A 24,152-nucleotide genomic window follows, 5' to 3' on the forward strand; every position below is an offset into this window, starting at 1 on the left:
CTACAGATTCTTTTTTTTTTATAGAGTTATAATTTTTATTCGTGTAATTGTAGCAAAATAGTTTTAAATTAGAAAGAATATTTTGTCTTGATAATTATTTAAAATGAATTGTATTTAATTGAAAATAAACAGGTAAAGGTTTAAATTTTGTTTTAGTTTCTAAGGATGATTTTTAAGTTTATAAAAATTGATGAAATCAGCTTATTTTATTAGATATAAAAAGTAAATAATCCCTACTTTTACAGTGTTAATGTAATTTTATTGATGAATTTATCTAAATTAAAAGAAAAGAGATTAAGAAAAAAGTTTGATAAAAATGTATCTAAACTTATAGAAAACAGAACAGTATCTCAAAAAGAAATTGTGACTGTTGGTATTTTAACAGAAGAAAGTATTGCTACAGAATTAGATATAAAATCAATCATAGAAACTACACTTGGTATTAGAAACTCTAAAATGTATAGTTTTAAACATTTTAATAAATTAGATGAAGTTTCTTACAAAGATTTTACAGAAAAAGACATCAACTGGAAGGGCGATTTTATAGAGCCAACATTTCAAAGTTTTTTAGACCAACCTTTTGATTTGTTAATAGGTTACTTTAATAAAAATAATATTTATTTAGAAATAGCTGTAAATCAATCTAAAGCAACTTTTAAAGCAGGTTTTACTGGAGTGAATGATCAATTGTACGAATTAGAAATTTTAGAAAAAATTAGCAATACAAAGCAATTTACAGCAGAGTTAAAAAAATACCTTCAAATTCTAAAAAAACTAAAAAATTAAACTTTAATAATAAAGTTGTTTATTCTTAGCAAGATTCTAATTTTTAGTGATAAAATCCATCTTAAAATTGTAGTTTTGTACCTTTAAATATATTATAAAATGCAAAAATTTATTGGAACTGGAGTTGCTTTAGTTACACCTTTTAAAGAAGATTTAAGTGTAGATTTTGATGCACTTGTAAAATTGGTAAACTTTAACATTGAAAACGGAACAGATTATTTAGTGATCAATGGTACAACAGCAGAAAGTGCCACAATTACGCAGCAAGAAAAACAAGAAATTATTAACCTAATCATAAAAACAAACAACAAACGTGTTCCTTTGGTTTTAGGAGTAGGTAGTAATAATACAGCTTTGGTTGTAGAAGAATTAAAAACAAGAGATTTTACAGGTTTAGATGGTATTCTTTCTGTTTCTCCATATTACAGTAAGCCAACGCAAGAAGGTTTTTATCAGCATTTTAAAGCCATAGCAACTGCAACCAATTTGCCAATTATTTTATACAATGTTCCTGGCAGAACTGCTAAAAATATGGAGCCAGCAACAATTTTACGTTTGGCAAATGATTTTGATAATATTGTAGCTGTGAAAGAAGCAGGTAATAATAAACAACAATATTATACTTTAATAAAAGACAAGCCAGCAGATTTTTTAATAATTTCTGGGGATGATGATTTAGCATTAGGAGTAACTTTAGCTGGAGGTTCTGGTGTGATTTCTGTGATAGGACAAGCTTTTCCAAAAGCGTTTTCTACGATGATAAACCATGGTTTAGACGGTAATGCTAAAGAAGGATATGCAATTCATTACAAAATGATGGATGTTATTGATTACATTTTTGAAGAAAATAATCCTGCAGGAATCAAAACAGTTTTACAAGAATTAAATATTTGTAAAAATGATGTGCGTTTGCCTTTGGTACAAGCAAGTGAGCATCTTTCTACAAAAATTGCTGAATTTGTGAAGGGATTTTAGTAGAGTATAATTCCATTGACTAAAACATCAAAAAATAATAGCAACAAATAGGCTAGGAATATTTTAGATAAAACGGATTTAATAGCTGTCTTTATCTTTTTTAATAACCTTATTTAAAAGTTTATAGTTCTTTTTTTTTAAAAATAATATTAACATTCTTTTAGTAGCGCTCAAACGTTTTTTTTACTTTTTTTGTATCGAAATTATCTGATGCATTTACTGAGTAAAAAAAGCGTTTTGTTTTTAACGATTTTTTTTGATGTTAAGAGCTTTGGTTTTTGTTAAAATTGTCATCCTAATTTTTTATATGTTGAAGTTTTTCAGTGTTTTAGGAGCTAAAAAGAAAGAATTATTTCAGAAAAAATAAATTCTTTTATTATCCATATTTAATCACTAATTTTGCACGATGCAAAAAATTAAAAATTTAGCGTATTTACTAATCTTCTCACTTGTATTATTTTCCTGTGCAGAATATCAAAAGGTATTAAACAAAGGTACTACAGAAGAGCAGTATAAAATGGCAACTAAAATGTACGAAACTGGTAAGTTTGGTAAAGCATTGCGTTTGTTTGAGAAAATTACCCCAACTTATAGAGGTAAGCCACAAATGGAACGTATTCAGTTTATGGTTGCACAGTCTAATTTTAATGAAAAAAATTATAGCATTTCTGGTTATTATTTTGATCGTTTTGCAAAAAATTACCCTAAAAGTTCTAAAAAGGAAGATGCCGCATTTTTATCTGCTTACAGCTATAAATTAGCTTCTCCAAAATTCAGTCTAGATCCTACAGAAACAAATAAGGCGTTAGAAGCATTTCAGGGTTTTATTAATACGTATCCAGAATCAAAAAAAATAGAAGAAGCAAATAAGCATTATAAAGATTTAAGGTACAAACTTCAAAAAAAATCTTTCGAAATTGCAAAAACCTATTATAGAACTGCAGATTATGATTTAAGAAATTACAAAGCTTCAATTCAGGCTTTTGATAATTTATTGTCAGATTATTTAGGGTCAGAATTTAAAGAAGAAGCTCTGTTTTATAGATTAAAAGCAGCTCATGATTTTGTTTTAAAAAGTACTATTAGAAGAAAGCCAGAGCGTGTTAAAGATGCTTTAGAAGCGTATGAAAAGTTAAAAAGAAATTTTCCAGAATCTCAGTTTATGTCAGAGGCTAATGTAATGGTAGAAACTTTACATGCACAAAATAAAGAGGCAGAAGCCCTGATTGCAAAACAAAAAAAAATAATTAAGTTTACACAGAAATAATAATAAGTTATGGATTATAAAGATACTAAAGCTGCATTAAGTACTATTACTTACAATAAAAATGAATTGCAAGCTCCAACAAATAACATTTACCAGGCTATTTCAGTTATTGCTAAGAGAGCAACTCAAATTAACGAAGACTTAAAAAAGGAGTTGGTTGATAAATTAGAGGAATTTGCGACTTATAATGATAGTTTAGAAGAGGTTTTTGAAAACAAAGAACAAATTGAAGTTTCTAAATTTTACGAAAGATTACCAAAACCAACAGCAATTGCAGTTGATGAATGGTTAAATGACAAAGTATATTTTAGAACTCCAGAAACAGAATAAATGTCTGTTTTAGGTGGTAAAAAAATTATTTTAGGAATTACTGCTGGAATTGCTGCCTACAAAACAGCTAGTTTAGTACGTTTATTAATAAAATTAGACGCAGAAGTTAAAGTAATTATGACTCCTGCGTCTAAAGATTTTATAACACCTCTTACCCTTTCTACACTTTCTAAAAACCCTGTTCATTCTACTTTTTATGATAAAGAAGATGAAAATGAATTGTGGAATAACCATGTAGACTTAGGGCTTTGGGCAGATTATATGCTAATTGCTCCTGCAACAGCAAACACATTGTCTAAAATGGCAAATGGTAGTTGTGATAATTTGTTATTAGCAACCTACTTGTCTGCAAAATGTCCTATATATTTTGCTCCTGCAATGGATTTAGATATGTACATTCATCCTTCTACAAAGAACAGTTTAGAGAAATTAAAAAGTTTTGGCAACATTATTATTCCTGCAACTTCTGGCGAATTAGCAAGTGGTTTGGTTGGAGAAGGAAGAATGGCAGAGCCAGAAGATATTGTATCCTTTATACAAAATGATATTTTATCTCAATTACCCTTAAAAGGAAAAAAACTGTTACTAACTGCAGGGCCAACTTATGAAGCCATTGATCCTGTTCGTTTTATTGGCAATCATTCTTCTGGTAAAATGGGGTTTGCAATTGCAGAAGCAGCTGCAAATTTAGGTGCTGAGGTGTATTTAATTTCAGGGCCAAGTCATCAAAAAATTAAACATTCTTTGGTAAAAAGAATAGATGTTATTTCTGCCGAAGAAATGTACATTGCAGCACATACTTATTTTAATGATGTAGATATTGCAATTCTTTCTGCTGCAGTAGCAGATTATAAACCTAAAAATGTTGTTACCCAGAAAATAAAAAAGAAAGATACAACGTTAAATATTGAGTTAGTTGCAACAAAAGATATTTTAGCTTCTTTAGGTAAAATTAAAAAACATCAGTTTTTAGTTGGTTTTGCATTAGAAACCAATAATGAAATAGAAAACGCAAAGAATAAACTTAAACGTAAAAATTTAGATGCTATTGTATTGAATTCTTTACAAGATAAAGGTGCAGGTTTTGCAACAGACACCAATAAAATTACTATTATTGATAAAAATTTGAATCAGAAATCTTTTGAATTAAAATCAAAAATAGAAGTAGCAAAAGATATTATCAACGAAATTATTATAAAAATTAAAGAATAAAGATACTTAGAAATAAGTTTTAGAGATGTCTACTATTTGTTTCTGTAATTCTAAAATCTTAAAAATGTATGCGTAAACTTATATTCCTTTTTCTGTTATTCATTTCGGTTTCTACTGTAAAATCTCAAGAATTGAACTGTGTAGTAAATATCAACTATAACCAAGTTCAAGGTTCAAATACACAGGTTTTTAAAACCTTAGAAAAAGCGTTGACTGAGTTTCTAAACCAAACAAAGTGGACCAATAGAGAGGTAAAACAAGAAGAAAGAATAGATTGTGCAATGACAATTATTATTACTTCTAGAAACGAAAATAATTTTACAGCAACCTTACAATTACAATCTACAAGACCTGTTTTTGGGTCAACTTATGCATCACCAATCTTAAATTTAAAAGACAATGATTTTAGCTTTAAATATCTTGAATTCGATCCATTAATTTTTAATAGAAATTCCTTTGATAGCAACTTAATTTCTACAATGGTATTTTATGCAAATATTATTATAGGTGTAGATGCAGATACTTTTAGGGAAAAAGGCGGAGAAGAAAATTTAAAAGTAGCCCAAGATGTTATGTTGCAAGCACAACAAAGTGGTATATCTTCTTGGCAAAATGTGGTAGGAAAACAAAATCGTTTTTTATTGATTGATAATTTATTGTCACCAAAATTAGAAACTTATAGAACTGCAACTTATAACTATCATAGACAAGGACTGGACGAATTTTCTACAAGCAAAAATAAATCTAAGCAATCTATAGAAGATGCTGTTATTTCTTTAGAATCTATTTTTAATAAAACAGTTGGTAATTATTTAATACGCTTATTTTTTGATGCTAAGGCAGAAGAGTTAGCAAACATTTATGCTGATGGTCCTAAAACAAACAACCAAGATGCTTTTATTAAAGTAGTTAAAAAAATATCTCCAAACAATAATGCGAAGTGGAGAAATATTAAATAGAATATTCGCTTTAATTATTCTTTAAGTTTATACAATTTTCATTAATTTTAAACTCTAAAATTCAGAGAATTTGTTAACACAACTTTCCATTAATAACTACGCACTAATCAATCAATTATCTATTGATTTTTCTTCTGGTTTATCTATTATTACTGGAGAAACTGGTGCAGGTAAGTCCATACTTTTAGGTGCTTTAGGTTTGGTTTTAGGTAACAGAGCAGATTTATCATCCTTAAAAGATACAACCAATAAGTGTATTGTAGAGGCCAAAGTGGTACTTACTAATTATAATTTGCAAGACTTTTTTAATGAAGTTGATTTAGATTACGAAGCAGAAACTATTATTAGAAGAGAAATTCTTCCTTCAGGGAAATCGAGAGCTTTTGTAAATGATACACCTGTTACTTTGGCAGTACTAAATCAATTAAGATCTAAATTGATTGATGTTCATTCTCAGCATCAAACCATAGAATTGTCAGACAATCTTTTTCAGTTTTCTATTTTAGATGCTTTGGCTAAAAACGCTCCAAGAATTGCTTCTTACAAAAGAGGTTTTGTACAATTAACAAAGTTAAAAAAAGAACTTTCAGTTTTAAAAGAACAACAAAAAGAGGCCAATTTACAATATGAATATAATTTACATCTTTTTAAAGAATTAGAGGAAGCTAAAATTAAAGTTGATGAACAAGAAGATCTTGAAGAAAGGTTAGAGAAGTTAAATAATATAGAAGCTATTAAACTCAATTTATCTGAAGCTTTAGAAATTACGGTAAATGAAGAAATAGGAATTCAGAATTTACTAAATACCTTAGAAAATAGATTGTCTAAAATTGCAGCTTTTTCTAAAGAATATCAAAATTTATCAGAAAGAATTACATCCGTAAAAATAGAGTTAGATGATATTGTTTCAGAATTAGAAGACGCAAATGAAAATGTAGATTTTAATCCTAATGAAGCAGAAGAAATAAACGATAGATTACAATTATTATATAATTTACAAAAAAAACATACAGTAAGCAATAACAAAGAACTACTTTTAGTTTTTAATGATTTATCAGAAAAAGTTGGAGCTGTAGAATCTGCAGATGAAGTAATCAATGAAAAACAAATAGAAATTGACGATGTTTCTGTGAAATTAGATAAAGTAGCAGAATTAATTAGCAATGCAAGAACAAAATCAATTCCTAAATTAAATAAAGAATTACACGTTTTATTAACCGATTTAGGAATGGAAAATGCACGTTTTTCAATAAAAATAAACCCAACAAGAAGTTATTTTGCTAACGGAAAAGATGAGTTAGAATTCTTATTTTCAGCAAATAAAGGAGGTAGTTTTGGCGAACTAAAAAAAGTAGCTTCAGGAGGAGAATTATCAAGAATTATGTTGTCTGTAAAAACAATTCTATCAGAAAACACCCAATTACCAACTATCATTTTTGATGAAATAGATACTGGTGTTTCTGGAGAAGTATCTAACAAAATAGCTGCAATAATGCAAAAAATGAGTAATAATATGCAAGTTATTGCCATTACACATTTGCCACAAATAGCAGCAAAAGGTAGCAGCCATTATAAAGTATATAAAAAAGAAGTAAAAGGGGTTACCACAACTAACTTAAAACTTTTAACTACCGAAGAAAGAATTAAAGAAATTGCAGAAATGCTAAGTGGTAAAGACATTTCAGACTCTGCACTTATACATGCAAAAGAATTATTGAATTTATAAAGTTACAAAGAGACAGAGTATCTTTCTATGTAACTATTTTAATGTTTTTTTAATTTTTAACATAACAGTAAGCACTAAAAACTAATTAAATGCAAGATTTACTTAAAGGAAAAAAAGGAATTATTTTTGGAGCCTTAAATGAAAACTCAATTGCCTGGAAAACTGCAGAAAAAGCAAACGAACAAGGAGCAGAATTTGTATTAACAAATGCACCAGCTTCTATTAGAATGGGCAATTTAGAGGTTTTGGCAAAAAAAACGGGTTCTCAAATTATTCCTGCCGATGCAACTTCTATTGAAGATTTAGAAAATTTAGTAGAAAAAGCAACAGAAATTTTGGGTGGTAAATTAGATTTTGTACTACACTCAATTGGCATGTCTGTAAATGTTAGAAAGGGAAAACCTTATACAGATCCAAATTATGAATATTCAAAAAAAGGATGGGACGTTTCCGCTCTTTCTTTTCATAAAGTACTCAATGTTTTGTACCATAAAAAAGCCATGCAAAATTGGGGGAGTATTGTTGCTTTAACATACATGGCTGCACAAAGAGTGTTTCCAGATTACAATGATATGGCAGACAATAAAGCTTATTTAGAATCTGTTGCACGTAGTTTTGGGTACTATTTTGGTAGAGATTTTAAGGTGCGTGTCAACACTATTTCTCAATCACCAACACCAACAACTGCAGGAAATGGCGTAAAAGGTTTTGATGGTTTTATCAATTTTTCAGAAAAAATGAGTCCTTTAGGCAATGCTTCAGCTACAGATTGTGCAGAGTATACCATTTCATTGTTTTCAGATTTAACTAAAAAAGTGACATTGCAAAACTTATTTCACGATGGTGGATTCTCAAATATGGGAGTAAGTGATGCAATTATGGGAAAGTTTGAGTAGTTTTTTTGAAGCTATTTCCAGCTTTTCACTATATCTTTTTACTGAAAAATAAAAAAGAATAGAGCCTGTGTTGAGCGAAGTCGAAATATTTTAATCTGGGCTAAACCTGCTTGTTAACTTTTACAAAACTAAAAAATTATTATTCACAATTATAATGTAGTTTCAAAACAAAGAATTTTGAAACGTTGAAACTTTAAACTTTTGAAACTATTTTTTTCAATAATAATCCCAGTTTATAACCGTCCAAATGAAATAGACGAGTTGTTAGAAAGTCTTACAAAACAAGATTATTCTAATGATTTTGAAGTTTTAATTATAGAAGATGGTTCTACCCAAAAAAGTGATGTTATTGTTGAAAAATATAAAAATCAGCTAAACTTAAAATACTTTTTTAAGGAAAACAGTGGAGCAGGAGAGAGCCGAAATTTCGGAATGCAAAAGGCTACAGGAAACTATTTTATCATTTTAGATTCAGATGTAATTGTTCCCAAAGACTATTTATCTGAAGTTAAAAAAGCATTAGAAAATAATTTTACAGATGCTTTTGGTGGGCCAGATCAAGCACATAAAAGTTTTACAACTTTGCAAAAAGCAATCAATTATTCTATGACATCAGTATTAACAACTGGAGGAATTCGTGGAAAAAAACAAGCAGTTGGTAAATTTCAGCCAAGAAGTTTTAATTTGGGGCTGTCTCAGACAGCTTTTAGTATTACACAAGGTTTTTCTAAAATGAAAAATGGAGAAGACATCGATTTAACGTTTCGATTATGGCAAAATGGTTTTGAAACTCAACTCATAGAAGAAGCATTTGTGTATCACAAAAGAAGAAGTACCATTCAACAATTTTTTAAACAAACTTTTGGTTTCGGAACTGCAAGACCTATTTTAAATAAAAAATACCCAACTACAGCAAAAGCGACTTATTGGTTTCCTTCTTTATTTATTATTGGTATTGATGTGAGTATTATTTTAGCGTTTTTTGGCTACAATCAATTATTGTATAGCTATGCAATTTATTTCTTGCTAATTTTCTTTGATTCTTTAATTCAGAATAAAAGTTTTCAGGTAGCTTTTTTAAGTATGTTTACTTCTTTAACCCAGTTTTTAGGTTATGGATTAGGTTTTTTAGAATCGCAATTTTATCCGAAGAAAAAATAACATAATATTACAGATATTTCAGTTTTTTAAAACCTATGAGATCTAAATTAGCTATTTATCTAAAAAATTCTTTCGATTTTTCCCAATAGATATCCATTTCAGTTAAAGACATATCAGCAAGTTCTTTGCCTTCTTTTTTAGCTGCTTGCTCTAAATACTGAAACCGATTGATAAATTTTTTATTCGTTTTTTCTAAAGCATTTTCTGGGTTTACATCAATAAAACGAGCATAATTAATCATAGAAAACAAGACGTCACCAAATTCTTTTTCGGTATTTTCTTTATTTCCAGCTTTAATTTCCTCGTTTAATTCTGCAAGTTCTTCTTGTACTTTTTCCCAAACTTGAGCTGGTTTTTCCCAGTCAAAACCAACAGCAGCTACTTTTTCTTGAATTCTGCTTGCTTTTACAACTGCGGGTAAACTTTTTGGAACACCTTCTAAAACAGATTCTTTGCCCTCTTTTAGTTTTAATTGCTCCCAATTACGCTTAACATCGTCTTCATTTTTAACTTTAATATCACTATAAATATGAGGGTGTCTGTGAATTAACTTATCACAGATTGTATTGGCAACATCTGCAATATCAAAGGCTTTTTGTTCGCTACCTATTTTAGCATAAAAGACGATATGCAAAAGCATATCGCCTAATTCTTTTTTTATTTCTGGTAAGTCATTTTCTAAGATAGCATCAGCAAGTTCGTAGGTTTCTTCAATAGTAAGATGACGTAAGCTTTCTAAAGTTTGTTTTTTATCCCATGGACACTTTTCTCTAAGTTCATCCATAATATCTAACAGACGATTAAATGCAGAAAGCTGTTGTTTTCTTGTGTTCATTTTTTATTCTAAGAAGACTTTGACAAGCTCAGTCTTACATGCGTATTTTTAAATTTGCTCACTAAAAAATGAGATTTTTTACTTTTTTTCTTCAGTAGTTGTTTCTTCTACCTTAGAGAAATCCATCCCAACTTTTATTAAGATATTATACCATTGAATTACCTTTTTGATGTTAGAAGCATAAACTCTTTCATCATCATAGTTTGGTAGTACTTCACTAAAAAAAGTAGTTAAAACTTTGTTGTTTTCTTTATGAGAAATGGCTTCTTTTCCTGCTGTTTTTTCAAAAATAGAAGTAAATACGTTTAATAATGGCACATCTTCTTCGTAGGTGTAAATGGCAATGTTTTCTAATAAACTTAGGTTTTGAGCAGCATTGATAGCTAGTCTTTTTTTGTCTAGTAAAGATTCTGCAATGACTGCATTTTTAGATTGTGAGATTACTTTATATAATCCTGGTTTACCTGTTATTGCTATAATTTTATTAAATTCCATTTCTATATTTTTTTGTCTTTTTTTTAGACTATTTACCTTTTTTAGCATTTGGGAAACGCATTCTGTAATCTGCATTAATTTTCCCTTTAGAAATATTTTCTAATTTCTTTTTTATCAATCTTTTTTTAAGCGAGGAAAGTTTATCAGTGAATAAAACCCCATCAATATGATCATATTCATGTTGAAAAACTCTAGCAGCTAAACCATCTAAAGTTTCTGTATGTGTTTTAAAATTTTCATCTTGGTACTCAATAGTAATAATTGGTTGACGAAAAACATCTTCTCTAACATCAGGAATACTAAGACATCCTTCATTAAATACCCATTCATCTCCTTCTTCTTTAATTATTTTTGCATTTATAAATACTTTGTTAAAGTTTTTTAAAGCCTCTCTATCTTTTTCAGACAATTCTTCATCTTCTGCAAAAGGAGAAGCATCAATAAGAAACAAACGAATTGCTTTCCCTATTTGGGGTGCAGCCAAACCAACACCAGAAGCATTGTACATAGTTTCTTTCATGTTAGAAATTAATTTTTTTAAATCTGGATAATCTGCATCAATCTCTGTGGCTACTTTACGTAAAACAGGATCTCCATAAGCTACAATTGGTAAAATCATTTCTTTATATTTAATGATGGCAAAAGTACAAAGTTTGACACTTCAATAAAATTATTTACTGTATAAATACGATTGTAAAATAATAGTAGCACTAATTTCATCAACTAAAGCCTTATTTCTACGTTGTTTTTTGTTTAAGCCTCCATCAATCATTGTTTGAAAAGCCATTTTAGAAGTAAAACGCTCATCTACTCTTAAAATAGGGATTTGTGGAATTTGTTTTTCAAGATTCTTTAAAAAAGGAAGTATCAAAATTTCACTTTCACTATCAGTATTATTCATCTGTTTTGGTTTACCTATTAAAAACAATTCTACCTTGTTTTTAGAAATATAGGTTTTTAAAAAAGACAGTAATTCATCAGTATTTACTGTTGTTAAGCCAGATGCAATAATCTGAAGTTCATCAGTAACAGCAATTCCTGTCCTTTTTTTACCAAAATCAATGGCCATAATTCTACCCAAAACTATTATTTTTTGCGTAAAAATAACAGTTAATATTTAATAATAAAGCATTAACTTAAATATTATCAAATAGTTATCATAAAGTGATGTTGAGTTTGCTGTTTTAGGAATATTTGAGCCTACACAAAGCTAAATAATAGGTATAAAAACTGTATATTCGCCCTTAGAATTAATGGATAGATTTATATTTGTTTAAATTATTTATAAGGATGAAAGAAATTAGAGAAATTATAGAAACTGCTTGGGATAATCGTGAGTTATTGAAAGAGCAAAATACGATTGATACGATTAGAAAAGTAGTTGATTTATTAGATAAAGGTGAATTAAGAGTTGCTGAACCTATTGATGGAGATTGGCAAGTAAATGAATGGGTAAAAAAAGCTGTAGTTTTATATTTCCCTATTCAAAAAATGGAAACTTTAGAAGCTGGTATTTTTGAATATCATGATAAAATGCCTTTAAAAACAGATTATGCTGCTCAAGGAGTACGTGTAGTTCCTGGAGCATCTGCTCGTCAAGGATCTTACCTTTCACCTGGTACTATTTTAATGCCAAGTTATGTAAATATTGGTGCTTATGTAGATGAAGGTACAATGGTTGATACCTGGGCTACTGTTGGTTCTTGTGCTCAAATTGGTAAAAATGTTCATCTTTCTGGAGGTGTAGGGATTGGTGGTGTTTTAGAACCATTACAAGCTGCACCAGTAATTATTGAAGATGGTGTTTTTGTAGGTTCTAGATGTATTGTTGTAGAAGGTGTTAGAGTAGAAAAAGAAGCTGTTTTAGGTGCAAATGTTGTGTTAACAATGAGTACTAAAATTATAGATGTTACTGGTGATGAACCTATAGAAATGAAGGGGAGAGTTCCTGCACGTTCTGTTGTAATTCCTGGGAGTTATACTAAGAAATTTGCAGCAGGAGAATACAATGTACCTTGTGCATTGATTATAGGAAGAAGAAAAGAGAGTACCAATAAAAAAACCTCTTTAAATGATGCACTACGTGAGTATGATGTAGCTGTTTAAAAAGCACTGCTATGACTAAAATTACTGCAATTATACCTACTTTAAATGAAGAAATTCATATAGCTGAAGCAATAAAATCTGTAAGTTTTGCAGACGAAATTATTGTGATTGATTCATTCAGTACAGATAGAACATTAGAAATTGCAGAAACTTATAATGTAAAAATCATCAAGCGAAAGTTTGATGATTTTTCTTCTCAAAAAAACTTTGCTATTTCACAGGCAAAATACTCATGGGTATTTTTGCTAGATGCAGATGAAATTGTAAATGAAGATTTAAAACTTGAAATTTTAGAAAAAGCCAATAATACTTCAAATATTGTTGGTTTTTATATTTATAGAGTTTTTTATTTTAAGAATAAAAAAATAAATTTTAGCGGTTGGAAAAGAGATAAAGTAATTCGATTGTTTCACAAAGATTATTGTGCTTACACAGGTAAGGTGCATGAAAAGTTACAGTTTAAAGGTAAAGTAGATTTTATGCAGCATAAATTGCAGCATTTCTCCTATCAAAATAACGAGCAATATAAAAGGAAATTAAAAGGGTATGCAAAGTTACAAGCTTTAGAACTTTATGAAAAAGGGAATCGTGTTAACTTATATCATTTAATAGCAAAACCTTTTATCCGATTTTTAATTCATTTTATAATTAAATTAGGTTTTTTAGATGGTGTTGAAGGTTTCCAAATTTCTTATTTACATGCTTATGGAGTGTATAGAAGGTATATTGAACTTTTAGAGTTAAACAAAAATGGTATAGAATTTAAAAGAAATAAAAGTTCTATTCGTGTGGGTTATGATGCAAAAAGAATTTATCATAATACAACTGGTTTGGGAAATTATGGTAGAGATTTGGTAAGAGTTTTATCTGAATTTCACCCAAGTATGCTTCTTTTTTTATACAATCCAAAAGCTAAGAAGGTTAAAAGACTTCAAGAAAATAAAAATATTTTAGAGATTTTACCAAGCTCTAAGTTTTGGCAAAGGTTTTCATCAATATGGAGGCAAGGCCCTATAGTGAAACAATTAAAAAAAGATAAGATTGATGTTTTTCATGGATTGAGTGGCGAAATTCCAATTGGGATCGATAAAAAATCAATAAAAACAGTGGTTACCATTCACGATTTAATATTTATAAGATATCCTAAATTATATTCTTTTTTTGATAGAAAAATACATCTTAGAAAGGTTACGTTTTCAGCAAAAAATGCTAATAAAATTGTAGCTATTAGCCAGCAAACAAAAAGAGATATTGTAGATTATTTAAAAATTGATGCATCAAAAATAGAGGTTATTTACCAAGGTTGTCATGCTACTTTTAAAGAACAAAAATCAGATTCTTTTAAAAAACAAGTAAGAGAAAAATTTATACTTCCCAAAAAATTTATTTTAAATGTTGGGGCATTAAATGAGCGTAAAAATATTTTATCATTGATAAAAGCTATTAAGAAAATTGAAACTCCTTTAGTTGTTATTGGTGCTAAAACTGCTTATTTTAAGGTGTTAAAAGCTTATGTTGATGAACATCAATTAGAAAATCAAGTGCAGTTTTTAGAAAACGTTAGTATGGCAGAGTTGTCTGCTATTTACCAAATGGCAGCTGTTTTTGTATATCCAAGTATTTTTGAAGGTTTTGGCATCCCTATTATAGAGGCCTTATATTCTAAAACCCCAGTGATTACAAGTACAGGAAGTTGTTTCTCTGAGGCAGGAGGTCCAGATTCTATCTACTTAGCTCCTAAGGATATTGATGCTTTATCTAGTAGTATTCAATTGGTTTTAAATGATCAAAATTTAGCAAATAATATGATTGATAAAGGCTTTGATTTTGTTCAGAAATTTAATGATGATGTAATTGCAAATAAATATTTTAAAATATACAAATCTCTAATTAGCTAACGAATTGTAAACCTTTATTGTTTCTTTAGCTACTTTTGCCCAAGTAAAAGTACTGGCATAATTTTTAGCTTTTTCTAATTGTAAATCATCAATAGAATCTAATTCAACAATTCCTTTCGCAATACTTTCTTCGCTAAAAGGATTTACTAATATTGCATTATTATTCGCAATTTCTGGAGCAGATCCAGTAATACTTGTTAGCACAGGCAACCTATAACTCATTGCTTCAATTATTGGTATTCCAAAACCTTCATAGTAAGTAGGGAAAAGAAATGCTTTGGCATTTTTATATAAAATACTTAGATGATCATCTGTTATATAATTTGTAAATATAATTTGATCTTTTAAATTATTGTTTTCTATATACTTGTCTAATTTTGATTTTTCATCCAAAGAAATTTTGCCAGCAAAAACGAGTTTATTTTGTAAATGTTTTTTTGATAAATGAAATCCTTTTAACAAGTTATAACTATTTTTTCTAAGAGAAATACCACCTACAGATAAATAATAGTGATGCTTTTTTATAAGATAACTTTCTAATATGGTATCATTTTCAATATGTACATTTACTTTTGGTTTAAAAACCGGTGCTAAATGAATGACATGTATTTTTTCTGGTGGATAATCAAAAAAATTTAAAAAATCTTTTTTTGTGTTTTCACTCACAGATATTATGGCATCAGCATTTTTAGCAAAGTTTTTAAATAGTTTGAATCTCTTTTTTTTAAAATATTCACTACTAAAATTATAATCAGCAAATTCTGGTAAATGAACTGCTAAATCATGAATGGTAGCAATTTTTTTAGATCCTATAATCTCTAAAAAAGGTGTATGTAAACTATGAGAAATTTGTGGCTTATGCTTTAAAGAAAATAGAATATTTTTTAAATACCAAAGATGCTTAATATTTACTTTATTATGTTTTAAGCTTTTAATTTTTTTTAAATTATAGGCTAAAAAAACATCAATATTAGAATTTTTTTTTAAAGCTTTGTGAAGGCATATTATGTAGTGAGGAATGCCTGTATAGCCTTTTGTAAATAAAGTAGATCCTTCAATAAGCACTTTCATAAATAATTCTGTTTATTTTTTATTTGTAACATCATAACAAATATAGGATTTGTAAATTTGTTTGTTATTATTTTATTAAAATCATTTTTACATGAAAAATATTTGCTTTTTTAATTCGATTTCTTCTTGGGGAGGAGGTGAAAAATGGCACCTAGAAATGGCGACCTATATTTCAAAACTTGATTATAAAGTTTTATTTTTTGCAGAAAAAAATGGTATTTTAGATAGTAAGATAGATAAAAATACTATTAAAGTAGAACATGTTTCAGTATCAAATTTCAGCTATTTTAATACTTTTAAAGTTGATAAAGTAGCAAAAGTTCTCAAAGAAAATAAAATTGAAACTATTATTTTTAACTCTTCTCAAGAGCTTAAGTTTGCTGGTTTAGCTGCTAAAAAAGCAGGTGTTAAAAATATTATTTATAGAAGAGGGAGTGCTATTCCTATTAAGAATTCTTTTATTAACAGATATTTTTTTTCTAACATTATTACAAATGTTCTGGCAAATTCTTCAGCGACTAAAGTTACTATTAATGCAAATAATAAAAATCTTTTTCCTGATGATAAAATTACCGTTATTCCAAATGGAATTGAAACAGAAGAATTTTTATTAGAACTAAACAAAATTTCTAAAGAAGAAAATAAAATTTTTACCCTAGGAAATTTAGGGAGGTTAGTGAAGCAAAAAAATCAGTTTTTTTTATTAGATGTTGCCAAAAAACTAAAGGAAGACAATTTTAATTTTAAACTAATTATTGGAGGAGAAGGGAAGTTAAAAGAAGCTTTGGTTAAAAGAACAAAAGAGCTTCAGTTAGAAAATGAAGTAGTGTTTGAAGGTTTTGTAAAAAATCCAAAGATGTTTATGGCCAAGCTAGATGTTTTTTTATTGTCTTCTTTATGGGAAGGTTTTGGATATGTAATTGCAGAGGCAATGCTTTGTAAAAAGCCAGTTATTGCATTTAATATTAGCAGTAATCCTGAGTTAGTAGTTGATACTAATAATGGTTTTTTAACTGCGGTAAATGATGTAGATTCTTTTGTAAATAACATAAAGCAATTAGAATCAAACAAAGATTTAATTTCTAAATTAGGTAAAAACGGAAGGCATAAAATTGTAACTGAATTTGATGCACTATTAATTCGTAAAAAGTTTAAAAAATATATTGATACTCTTTAAAAAGTATTCATAGAAATACTTTCATAAATAGTAAACTCTGTTTTGAAAGGTCTTTATTATATAGTAAATTTGCATAAAATAATAAGCATAGAAAATCATTAAAATCTAACTAATTTTTTTGATGTAATTATTCAAGTTTTAAGTCCGTATTTCATGCAAAAACAATTCTTTAAAGAAGCAATTTCATCAGAAATATTTAGCGTTATATCAAAAGCATCTTCAGAATTAGAAATAGATAGTTATGTAATTGGTGGTTTTGTGCGTGATTTTTTTTTAAAAAGAGCAAATTCTAAAGATATAGATATTGTTGCAGTTGGCAGTGGCATTGAATTAGCTAAAAAGGTTTCTAAATTATTACCAAACAAACCAAAAGTACAGGTATTTAAAACGTATGGAACAGCCATGTTGCGTTTTAAAGATATTGAAATTGAGTTTGTTGGAGCTAGAAAAGAATCGTATTCTGAAGAAAGTAGAAACCCAGAGGTAACAGAAGGTACTTTACAAGACGATCAAAATAGAAGAGATTTAACCATCAATGCATTGGCATTAAGTTTAAATGAAGCTAATTTTGGCGAATTATTAGACCCGTTTAACGGAATTAAAGATTTAGAAAACAAAGTAATTAAAACACCCTTAAATCCAGATATTACCTATTCTGATGATCCTTTAAGAATGATGCGTGCTATTCGTTTTACCACGCAATTAAATTTTAATATTGATGCAGATTCTTTACACGCTATTTCTAAAAATGCCTATCGTTTAAAGATTATTACTAAAGAGCGAATTGTAGATGAATTAAATAAAATACTTTCTTCTGCCAAACCTTCAATAGGTTTTTTATTGTTAGAAAAATCTGGCTTATTACCTCAAATTCTTCCTGAATTAATAGCCTTAAAAGGAGTAGAAGAGGTAGAAGGGCAAAAGCATAAAGATAACTTTTATCATACTTTAGAAGTTGTAGATAATATTTCTAAAAACACAGACGATGTTTGGCTGCGTTGGGCTGCTTTATTACATGATATTGGTAAAGCACCCACAAAAAAGTTTAGTAAAAAAGTAGGTTGGACGTTTCATGCACACGAGTTTGTAGGTTCTAAAATGGTGTATAAATTATTTAAACGCTTAAAAATGCCTTTAAATAATAAAATGAAATTTGTGCAGAAAATGGTGTTGTTAAGTTCTAGACCTATCGTTTTAGCAAGTGAAGTTACTGACTCTGCTGTAAGACGTTTGGTTTTTGATGCAGGTGATGATATCAATTCTTTAATGACTTTATGTGAAGCAGATATTACTACAAAGAATCCTAAAAAATTTAAACGTTACCATCAAAACTTTGATGTTGTACGTTCTAAAATTAAAGAAGTAGAAGAACGAGATAAAGTTCGTAATTTTCAGCCACCAATTACTGGAGAAGAAATTATGAACGTTTTTAATTTAAAACCTTGTAGAGAAATTGGGCAAATTAAAGAAGCTATTAAAGAAGCTATTTTAGATGGTAATATACCAAATGAACATCAAGCTTGCTTTAATTTTATGATAGAAAAAGGAGAAAAATTAGGTTTAAAAAAAGCGTAGTTAATTTCTATAATTGTTAAGGTTTATCAATTAAACTTTTATAAAGCAAATAACTTTCATCTGCATTTTTTTGAATGTTAATATCGTTATCAATACGTTTTTTAGCATTGATTCCCATATTAAGTCTTAGAGTTTCATCATTTACAAGCTTAGAAATTGCTTTCCCAATTTCTAACGGGTTTTTAACAGGTACAACAATGCCAGAGGTTTTATCAATTAACTCAATACAGCCACCAGCATTTGTCATTACAATTGGTTTTTCTTGGCACATTGCCTCACAAATAGCTCTTCCTAAACCTTCGCTTAATGATGTTTGTACATAAATATCTGCACCTTTTATAAGAGATACTGCATCTTTTCTTTGGCCTAAAAGATGAATTCTATTTCCATTAGAAATACGATTTTTTATTTTTGAGAAAAAGGATGAGTCTGTTTTATTACCTACAACAATATAATGTACTTCTTTATTTGTGTTTAAATGATTGAATGATTCTATAAAATATTTAGTGCCTTTTACTTTTCTGTGATTTCCTACTAAGCATACCTTTATAGCATTATTTGGTATTTGCATTTGAGAGTAATCATAAGAAATTACATTGGTAAACCAAGAACTATCATAGCCTTTGTAAATCATTTTTGCTTTTTCTTTGTTTTTACCAAAAAGCTGATTTTTTACATGGTTGTAAACAAAATTACTATTACAAATAATAGCATCTAATTTAGGACTTAAATACGTAAAATAAGAGAAAACATCATACCAGTGTAAACTGTTAGAACCAAAATAAGACACAAATTTAACAGATTCTTTTTTACAATAATATAAAATACTTCTAGAAGCTTTTCCGTTTAAAAACTGCACAACATCAATTTTTTCTTTGGATATAATACTTTCTACAATTGCACTGTACTCTTTGTCAAATTTTTTCTTTGGGAAAGCTTTTACAGCTCTTATGTTATTTTTCTTAAATATTTTTTCAATTTCTAAACTAAAGTTTCCAACAACAATAATGGTATGAACCTGTTTGCTTAAAATTAAAATAATTTCTATTTGAGATTTGTGTACGTTTTCACTTCCAGTAAAAGAACCAACAAATAATAAATTCATAATTAAGATTTAAGGTTGTTTTTCTAAGAATAGTTCATCTAGCTTTTTAGAGCAATTTTGCCAAGAATAGGCAAGTACAGTTTCTCTAACATTAATGTTACTTTTGTTAGCTTTGTTGATCAAATCAATAACTTTGCTATAATGATCTGTATCATTAATTAAAAACCCATTTTTTCCATGTTCAATAATATCAGGTCCAAAACCTGTTTTTGTTGAAATTGGAAAACAATTAGACAACATTGCTTCTAGTAAAGGTACTGGGCCTCCTTCATTTTTTGAAGGACTTATAAAAACATCTATTTTATTGTATAAATCTGGATACTTTTCATAGGGTTGATTGTTAAAATAGGTAAAGTTTTCAAGTGCAATTAATTCATCATAATTTTTATAATTTTCCCAGTTTTTACCAATTAAATAAAAGGTTCTTTCAGGCATGTTTTTTATGATTGAAAAAATTAAATCAGGATTTTTACGATCGCTAAAAGCACTGCAAAAACCAACAGAGCCACTTTTTCTTTCATGAGGATAGAAAAAAGTTGAATCTGAAGCAATGTGTAATACTTCTGTTTTTTCTTCATTTAATCCAGCATCAATTAATTCTTTTTGAATTACTGAGTTTAAACAAATTACTTTATCTGCCTTTTTTAAACACCAAATAACATGCGTTTTAGAAAAAGAAACAGTCCAATTTGCATGCGTAAACATTACAATATTTTTCTTATTCAATATCTTAGGATTATGACGAATCGCTCTGTAAAAATATTGATGAAAAACAAAAAAATAGCCATCTGAATCTGGTAAGTCTCTTAGTTTGTTGTGATAATACGTTTTAGCGTTCAATGAAGAAAATTTAGCTAAACGTCTTACTTTAGCTCCAAAAATCCAATCTTTATCTACTTCTCTGGCAACATAAGTTACTGTTTCAAGTGTTTTTTTTTGATTTTTTTTTACAAATTTAGACTTTAATATTGCTATTAAATATTTCCATTTGTAGAGTAGATTAAAAATTAATATTTCTTTCATTTACTTTAAAGATTGCATATTTACCAATTTAAAATACTCTCCTTTTTTAGCCAATAACTCTTCGTGTTTTCCTTGTTCTACAATTTTTCCTTTTTTTAGTACTACAATTTTATTTGCTTTTTGAATGGTAGATAATCTGTGTGCAATGACTAAAGAAGTTCTGTTTTGCATCATTTTTTCTAAGGCAACTTGCACCAATTGTTCAGACTCAGTATCTAGGGCAGAAGTAGCTTCATCAAGAATCATAATAGGAGGGTTCTTTAAAACAGCCCTTGCAATAGATAAACGCTGCTTTTGTCCGCCAGAAAGTGTGTTTCCACTATCGCCAATATTTGTTTGGTATTTTTCAGGTAAATTCTGTATAAATTCATCTGCATTGGCAATTTTAGCAGCTTCTAAAACAGCTGTATCTGTTGCATTTTGAGTTCCTAACTTTATATTATTTACTATAGAATCATTAAAAAGAATAGAATCTTGAGAAACAATACCCATTAAATCTCTTAAAGACTTTTTGCTAATGTTTTTAATGTTGTTATCATCAATAATCACATCACCTTTATTTACATCATAAAAACGAGTAATTAAGTTTGCTAAGGTAGATTTTCCACTACCAGATTGCCCAACTAAAGCAACAGTTTCTCCTTTATTTATTGTTAATGAAAAATCTTTTAAAACATAATCATCTTTATATTTAAAAGAGATGTTTTTAAATTCAATTTTATGTGAGAATTCTTTTTTAACAAGGGCATTTTCTTTGTCTTTAATACTGTTTTCAGTATTTAAAACTGTGATAATTCTTTCTGCAGAAGCCTCTCCTTTTTGAATATTGTAAAATGTTGATGTAATTAATTTGATAGGATTTAAAACAGTGTAAAACAACACAATATATCCTAAAAATTTACCAGCTTCTAGAGAACTAGTTTCAGCTAAAACCTCACTACCTCCATACCAAAGAATTGCAATTATAGTTGCAGAACCTAAAAACTCACTCATTGGTGATGCTAAAGATTGCCTATGAAAAACACTTGTAGTTAATTGTTTAAATTTAGTGGTAGAATTGTTAAACTTTTTTTCAATAACACTTTCTGCATTAAAGCCTTTAATGATTCTTAAACCAGTTAACGTTTCTTCTATAAATGATAAAAAATTACCAGTTTCCTTTTGAGCTTTGGCAGAGTTTGATTTTAATTTTTTACTGATAGACGAAATTATAAATCCAGAAACGGGGAGTAAAACAAAAACAAATAAGGTGAGTTTTACACTCATAAAAAGCATTATAGCAATAGAAATGATAACAGTTAAAGGCTCTCTAACAATGGTTTGGATAGAACTTAAAATAGAGCTTTCTACTTCTTGTACATCAGAAGTCATACGAGCAATAATATCACCTTTTCTTTTTTCAGAAAAGTAAGCTATGGGTAATTCTACAATTTTATGATACAGATTATCACGTAAATCTTTTACAATACCTGTTCTTAAAAAAGTAATTGCATAAGCAGCTAAATATCTAAATAAGTTTTTGAAAAAGAACAATGAAAGGCATAGAATACAGATAAAAAATAACACATTAGCCTCACCGTCATTTACAATTTTTTGAGAAATAAAATAGTTAAAACTATTTTCAAGATAATTACCAATATTGGTAATACCTTGATAATTAGGTTTTATTATTACTTTTTTATCAGCTCCAAATAAAATATTTAGAACAGGAATAAATGCTAAAACAGAAAGCACATTAAACAAGGCATACAGTATATTAAATACAATATTTAAGACTGTAAATTTTCTGTATTTTTTTTCATATTTTAAAATATCTTTAAAATATCCCATTAATTCAATTTCATTTCTTTAATAATTCTTTGAATTTTTGCATCTAATTCAGCCTCTGTTGCAGCTGCATTTTTTGCATCATCTAATAAAGTATTTACACTAAAGTAAAATTTTATTTTAGGCTCTGTTCCACTAGGTCTTGCTGCAATTCTAGTTCCAGATTTTGTTTGATAGATTAACACATTAGATTTTGGTAAATCAATGGTTGTTACTTCTCCTGTAATTAAATTCTTTTTAGTAGAAGCATCATAATCGCATAACGATTCTATTTGTTCTCCATCAATTTCTGTTAATGGATTGTTACGCATATCACTTAACATTTGCTGAATTTCTGCAGCACCATCCATTCCTTTTTTAGTAATAGAAATTAAATGCTCTTTGTAAAAACTATTTTTAACATAAATAGCAAGTAACTCTTCATAGAAAGAACTTCCGTTTTGTTTTGCTAAAGCAGCAACTTCACAGGCTAAAAGCGTTGCTGTTACAGCATCTTTGTCTCTTACAAAATCACCAACCATATAACCAAAACTTTCTTCACCACCACCAATAAATTCTAAATCTGTAGCATCTCTAACCATTTTGGCAATCCATTTAAAACCAGTTAATCCTACTTTGGTTTTAACTTTATAACTCGCAGCAACATCATTTACTAGTTCAGTAGAAACAATGGTAGTACCAACAAATTGTTTTCCGTTAATTCTACCTTCATTTTTCCATTTCTGAATGATAAAATCTGTCATCACAACCATGGTTTGGTTACCATTCATTAGTTTCATGTTGCCCTCTAAATCTCTTACTGCAACACCTAATCTATCACAATCTGGGTCTGTACCAATTACAATGTCAGCTCCTATTTTATCAGCCAATTCAGTCGCCATTTTTAAAGCTTCTGGTTCTTCTGGGTTTGGTGATTTTACAGTAGGGAAGTCGCCATTAGGTGCTCTTTGTTCTTCAACAATATGTACATCTGTATAGCCTGCTTTTGCTAAAGTATCAGGTACAGAAACAATAGAGGTTCCATGTAAAGAAGTAAATACAATTTTTAAGTTTTCACGATCAATAGTATCAGATAAACAACCATTTTTAACACTAGCATCAACAAATTCATCATCAACTTGTTTGCCAATTACTTCAATTAAATTTTTGTTTGCATTAAATTTAATTTCAGAAAATTGTAATGAATTTACTTTGCTAATAATTCCACTATCATGAGGAGGTACAATTTGTCCACCATCAGACCAATAAACTTTATAACCATTATATTCTGGTGGGTTGTGAGAAGCTGTTAAAACAATACCAGCATCACAGCCTAAATGACGCACTGCAAAAGATAATTCTGGGGTTGCACGTAAATCTTCAAAAAGAAAAACTTTTATGTTATTTGCAGATAAAATATCTGCAACAATTTTAGCGAATTTTTTACTGTTGTGTCTGCAATCGTAAGCAATTACAACACTTAATTGATCTTTTTTTATATTTTCTATTAAATAGTTAGACAAACCTTGGGTGGCTCTACCTAATGTGTATTTATTAATTCTGTTGGTTCCTGCTCCCATAACTCCACGCATTCCACCAGTTCCAAATTCCATGTCTTTGTAAAATCTATCAGCCAAAGCATCAGGATTATTTGTAATTAAATCGTTAATTTCTTTTTGAGTTTCAGCATCAAAAGTAGCAGTTAACCATTGTTTTGCTTTGTCTAAAATTTTGCTCATTTGTGTTATT

22 protein-coding genes are annotated in these 24,152 nt (G+C 28.6%); 13 read left to right on the forward strand and 9 right to left on the reverse strand.

Annotation, left to right across the window (positions count from 1 at the left end):
- Positions 1 to 264 precede the first annotated feature (264 nt).
- The 9 genes from Q0731_RS09365 to Q0731_RS09405 all read left to right on the forward strand — a co-directional run bounded on the left by Q0731_RS09365 (position 265) and on the right by Q0731_RS09405 (position 9,312).
- Positions 265 to 786, forward strand: a complete 522-nt coding sequence (locus tag Q0731_RS09365; RefSeq protein ID WP_299063121.1) for a hypothetical protein — start codon at positions 265 to 267, stop codon at positions 784 to 786.
- Positions 787 to 885: 99 nt separating this feature from the next.
- Positions 886 to 1,761, forward strand: a complete 876-nt coding sequence (gene dapA / locus Q0731_RS09370) for a 4-hydroxy-tetrahydrodipicolinate synthase (protein WP_299063125.1) — start codon at positions 886 to 888, stop codon at positions 1,759 to 1,761.
- A gap of 406 nt (positions 1,762 to 2,167) precedes the next feature.
- Positions 2,168 to 3,028, forward strand: coding sequence for an outer membrane protein assembly factor BamD (gene bamD / locus Q0731_RS09375; RefSeq protein WP_299063127.1), 861 nt, complete (start codon positions 2,168 to 2,170; stop codon positions 3,026 to 3,028).
- 9 nt (positions 3,029 to 3,037) lie between these two features.
- On the forward strand, positions 3,038 to 3,358 hold the full coding sequence (locus Q0731_RS09380; RefSeq protein WP_299063129.1) for a DNA-directed RNA polymerase subunit omega: 321 nt from the start codon (positions 3,038 to 3,040) through the stop codon (positions 3,356 to 3,358).
- Positions 3,359 to 4,570 (forward strand): bifunctional phosphopantothenoylcysteine decarboxylase/phosphopantothenate--cysteine ligase CoaBC, encoded by a 1,212-nt coding sequence (gene coaBC, locus Q0731_RS09385; RefSeq protein ID WP_299063132.1) that lies wholly within the window; start codon positions 3,359 to 3,361, stop codon positions 4,568 to 4,570.
- Positions 4,571 to 4,638: 68 nt separating this feature from the next.
- Entirely contained in the window at positions 4,639 to 5,529 is an 891-nt protein-coding gene (locus tag Q0731_RS09390) for a DUF4835 family protein (protein WP_299063135.1), read from the forward strand.
- Positions 5,530 to 5,599: 70 nt separating this feature from the next.
- Positions 5,600 to 7,255, forward strand: a complete 1,656-nt coding sequence (gene recN, locus Q0731_RS09395; protein ID WP_299063136.1) for a DNA repair protein RecN — start codon at positions 5,600 to 5,602, stop codon at positions 7,253 to 7,255.
- An 89-nt stretch (positions 7,256 to 7,344) separates the two neighbouring features.
- On the forward strand, positions 7,345 to 8,151 hold the full coding sequence (locus Q0731_RS09400) for an SDR family oxidoreductase (protein ID WP_299063139.1): 807 nt from the start codon (positions 7,345 to 7,347) through the stop codon (positions 8,149 to 8,151).
- 201 nt (positions 8,152 to 8,352) lie between these two features.
- A complete protein-coding gene (locus tag Q0731_RS09405) occupies positions 8,353 to 9,312 on the forward strand; it encodes a glycosyltransferase (protein WP_299063142.1) in 960 nt (319 codons plus the stop codon).
- Between the two features lie 55 nt (positions 9,313 to 9,367).
- Here Q0731_RS09405 and mazG read toward each other — a convergent pair whose 3' ends face one another.
- The 4 genes from mazG to ruvX all read right to left on the reverse strand — a co-directional run bounded on the left by mazG (position 9,368) and on the right by ruvX (position 11,723).
- On the reverse strand, positions 9,368 to 10,147 hold the full coding sequence (mazG, locus tag Q0731_RS09410; protein ID WP_299063144.1) for a nucleoside triphosphate pyrophosphohydrolase: 780 nt from the start codon (positions 10,145 to 10,147) through the stop codon (positions 9,368 to 9,370).
- Between the two features lie 78 nt (positions 10,148 to 10,225).
- Positions 10,226 to 10,642: a DUF5606 domain-containing protein gene (locus Q0731_RS09415; protein ID WP_299063147.1), complete on the reverse strand. Its 417-nt coding sequence runs from the start codon at positions 10,640 to 10,642 to the stop codon at positions 10,226 to 10,228.
- Between the two features lie 28 nt (positions 10,643 to 10,670).
- Positions 10,671 to 11,261 carry a peptide deformylase gene (gene def / locus Q0731_RS09420; RefSeq protein ID WP_299063150.1) on the reverse strand — a complete coding sequence of 197 codons (591 nt, stop codon included), beginning with the start codon at positions 11,259 to 11,261 and terminating at the stop codon, positions 10,671 to 10,673.
- Positions 11,262 to 11,312: 51 nt separating this feature from the next.
- Positions 11,313 to 11,723: a Holliday junction resolvase RuvX gene (ruvX, locus tag Q0731_RS09425; protein ID WP_299063153.1), complete on the reverse strand. Its 411-nt coding sequence runs from the start codon at positions 11,721 to 11,723 to the stop codon at positions 11,313 to 11,315.
- A 209-nt stretch (positions 11,724 to 11,932) separates the two neighbouring features.
- Between ruvX and Q0731_RS09430 the strand changes: the two genes are divergently transcribed.
- Both Q0731_RS09430 and Q0731_RS13205 read left to right on the forward strand, forming a co-directional pair.
- Complete coding sequence (locus tag Q0731_RS09430) at positions 11,933 to 12,748, forward strand: 2,3,4,5-tetrahydropyridine-2,6-dicarboxylate N-succinyltransferase (RefSeq protein ID WP_299063155.1); 816 nt, start codon at positions 11,933 to 11,935, stop codon at positions 12,746 to 12,748.
- 11 nt (positions 12,749 to 12,759) lie between these two features.
- Positions 12,760 to 14,646, forward strand: a complete 1,887-nt coding sequence (locus tag Q0731_RS13205; RefSeq protein WP_366915410.1) for a glycosyltransferase — start codon at positions 12,760 to 12,762, stop codon at positions 14,644 to 14,646.
- Here Q0731_RS13205 and Q0731_RS09445 read toward each other — a convergent pair.
- Positions 14,635 to 15,717, reverse strand: a complete 1,083-nt coding sequence (locus Q0731_RS09445) for a glycosyltransferase family 1 protein (RefSeq protein WP_299063158.1) — start codon at positions 15,715 to 15,717, stop codon at positions 14,635 to 14,637. The two genes, Q0731_RS13205 and Q0731_RS09445, sit on opposite strands and share 12 nt — an antisense overlap.
- Positions 15,718 to 15,808: 91 nt before the next feature.
- Here Q0731_RS09445 and Q0731_RS09450 point away from each other — a divergent pair, with 91 nt between their 5' ends.
- Positions 15,809 to 16,894 (forward strand): glycosyltransferase, encoded by a 1,086-nt coding sequence (locus Q0731_RS09450; protein ID WP_299063161.1) that lies wholly within the window; start codon positions 15,809 to 15,811, stop codon positions 16,892 to 16,894.
- A gap of 153 nt (positions 16,895 to 17,047) precedes the next feature.
- Positions 17,048 to 18,469, forward strand: coding sequence for an HD domain-containing protein (locus tag Q0731_RS09455; RefSeq protein ID WP_299063164.1), 1,422 nt, complete (start codon positions 17,048 to 17,050; stop codon positions 18,467 to 18,469).
- Between the two features lie 16 nt (positions 18,470 to 18,485).
- Here the strand turns inward: Q0731_RS09455 and Q0731_RS09460 are convergent, their stop codons facing one another.
- From Q0731_RS09460 to Q0731_RS09475, 4 genes are read right to left on the reverse strand one after another with little or no spacing between them, the layout of a single operon-like run.
- On the reverse strand, positions 18,486 to 19,574 hold the full coding sequence (locus Q0731_RS09460; RefSeq protein ID WP_299063167.1) for a glycosyltransferase family 4 protein: 1,089 nt from the start codon (positions 19,572 to 19,574) through the stop codon (positions 18,486 to 18,488).
- A gap of 9 nt (positions 19,575 to 19,583) precedes the next feature.
- Positions 19,584 to 20,597 carry a glycosyltransferase family 4 protein gene (locus Q0731_RS09465; RefSeq protein WP_299063168.1) on the reverse strand — a complete coding sequence of 338 codons (1,014 nt, stop codon included), beginning with the start codon at positions 20,595 to 20,597 and terminating at the stop codon, positions 19,584 to 19,586.
- Entirely contained in the window at positions 20,598 to 22,427 is a 1,830-nt protein-coding gene (locus Q0731_RS09470; RefSeq protein ID WP_299063171.1) for an ABC transporter ATP-binding protein, read from the reverse strand.
- Positions 22,427 to 24,142, reverse strand: a complete 1,716-nt coding sequence (locus Q0731_RS09475; RefSeq protein WP_299063175.1) for a phospho-sugar mutase — start codon at positions 24,140 to 24,142, stop codon at positions 22,427 to 22,429. The genes Q0731_RS09470 and Q0731_RS09475 overlap by 1 nt, the downstream gene beginning before the upstream one ends.
- Between the last annotated feature and the right edge of the window lie 10 nt (positions 24,143 to 24,152).

The sequence above is a fragment of the uncultured Polaribacter sp. genome, assembly GCF_947497695.1.
In the GTDB taxonomy this organism is placed as follows: domain Bacteria; phylum Bacteroidota; class Bacteroidia; order Flavobacteriales; family Flavobacteriaceae; genus Polaribacter.

Coding starts and splice junctions, on each gene's coding strand:
- Q0731_RS09365 (WP_299063121.1), top strand. CDS start 265: ATGAATTTATCTAAATTAAAAGAAAAGAGATTAAGAAAAAAGTTTGAT.
- dapA (WP_299063125.1), top strand. CDS start 886: ATGCAAAAATTTATTGGAACTGGAGTTGCTTTAGTTACACCTTTTAAA.
- bamD (WP_299063127.1), top strand. CDS start 2,168: ATGCAAAAAATTAAAAATTTAGCGTATTTACTAATCTTCTCACTTGTA.
- Q0731_RS09380 (WP_299063129.1), top strand. CDS start 3,038: ATGGATTATAAAGATACTAAAGCTGCATTAAGTACTATTACTTACAAT.
- coaBC (WP_299063132.1), top strand. CDS start 3,359: ATGTCTGTTTTAGGTGGTAAAAAAATTATTTTAGGAATTACTGCTGGA.
- Q0731_RS09390 (WP_299063135.1), top strand. CDS start 4,639: ATGCGTAAACTTATATTCCTTTTTCTGTTATTCATTTCGGTTTCTACT.
- Q0731_RS09400 (WP_299063139.1), top strand. CDS start 7,345: ATGCAAGATTTACTTAAAGGAAAAAAAGGAATTATTTTTGGAGCCTTA.
- mazG (WP_299063144.1), bottom strand. CDS start 10,147: ATGAACACAAGAAAACAACAGCTTTCTGCATTTAATCGTCTGTTAGAT.
- Q0731_RS09415 (WP_299063147.1), bottom strand. CDS start 10,642: ATGGAATTTAATAAAATTATAGCAATAACAGGTAAACCAGGATTATAT.
- def (WP_299063150.1), bottom strand. CDS start 11,261: ATGATTTTACCAATTGTAGCTTATGGAGATCCTGTTTTACGTAAAGTA.
- Q0731_RS09430 (WP_299063155.1), top strand. CDS start 11,933: ATGAAAGAAATTAGAGAAATTATAGAAACTGCTTGGGATAATCGTGAG.
- Q0731_RS13205 (WP_366915410.1), top strand. CDS start 12,760: ATGACTAAAATTACTGCAATTATACCTACTTTAAATGAAGAAATTCAT.
- Q0731_RS09445 (WP_299063158.1), bottom strand. CDS start 15,717: ATGAAAGTGCTTATTGAAGGATCTACTTTATTTACAAAAGGCTATACA.
- Q0731_RS09450 (WP_299063161.1), top strand. CDS start 15,809: ATGAAAAATATTTGCTTTTTTAATTCGATTTCTTCTTGGGGAGGAGGT.
- Q0731_RS09455 (WP_299063164.1), top strand. CDS start 17,048: ATGCAAAAACAATTCTTTAAAGAAGCAATTTCATCAGAAATATTTAGC.
- Q0731_RS09460 (WP_299063167.1), bottom strand. CDS start 19,574: ATGAATTTATTATTTGTTGGTTCTTTTACTGGAAGTGAAAACGTACAC.
- Q0731_RS09465 (WP_299063168.1), bottom strand. CDS start 20,597: ATGAAAGAAATATTAATTTTTAATCTACTCTACAAATGGAAATATTTA.
- Q0731_RS09470 (WP_299063171.1), bottom strand. CDS start 22,427: ATGGGATATTTTAAAGATATTTTAAAATATGAAAAAAAATACAGAAAA.
- Q0731_RS09475 (WP_299063175.1), bottom strand. CDS start 24,142: ATGAGCAAAATTTTAGACAAAGCAAAACAATGGTTAACTGCTACTTTT.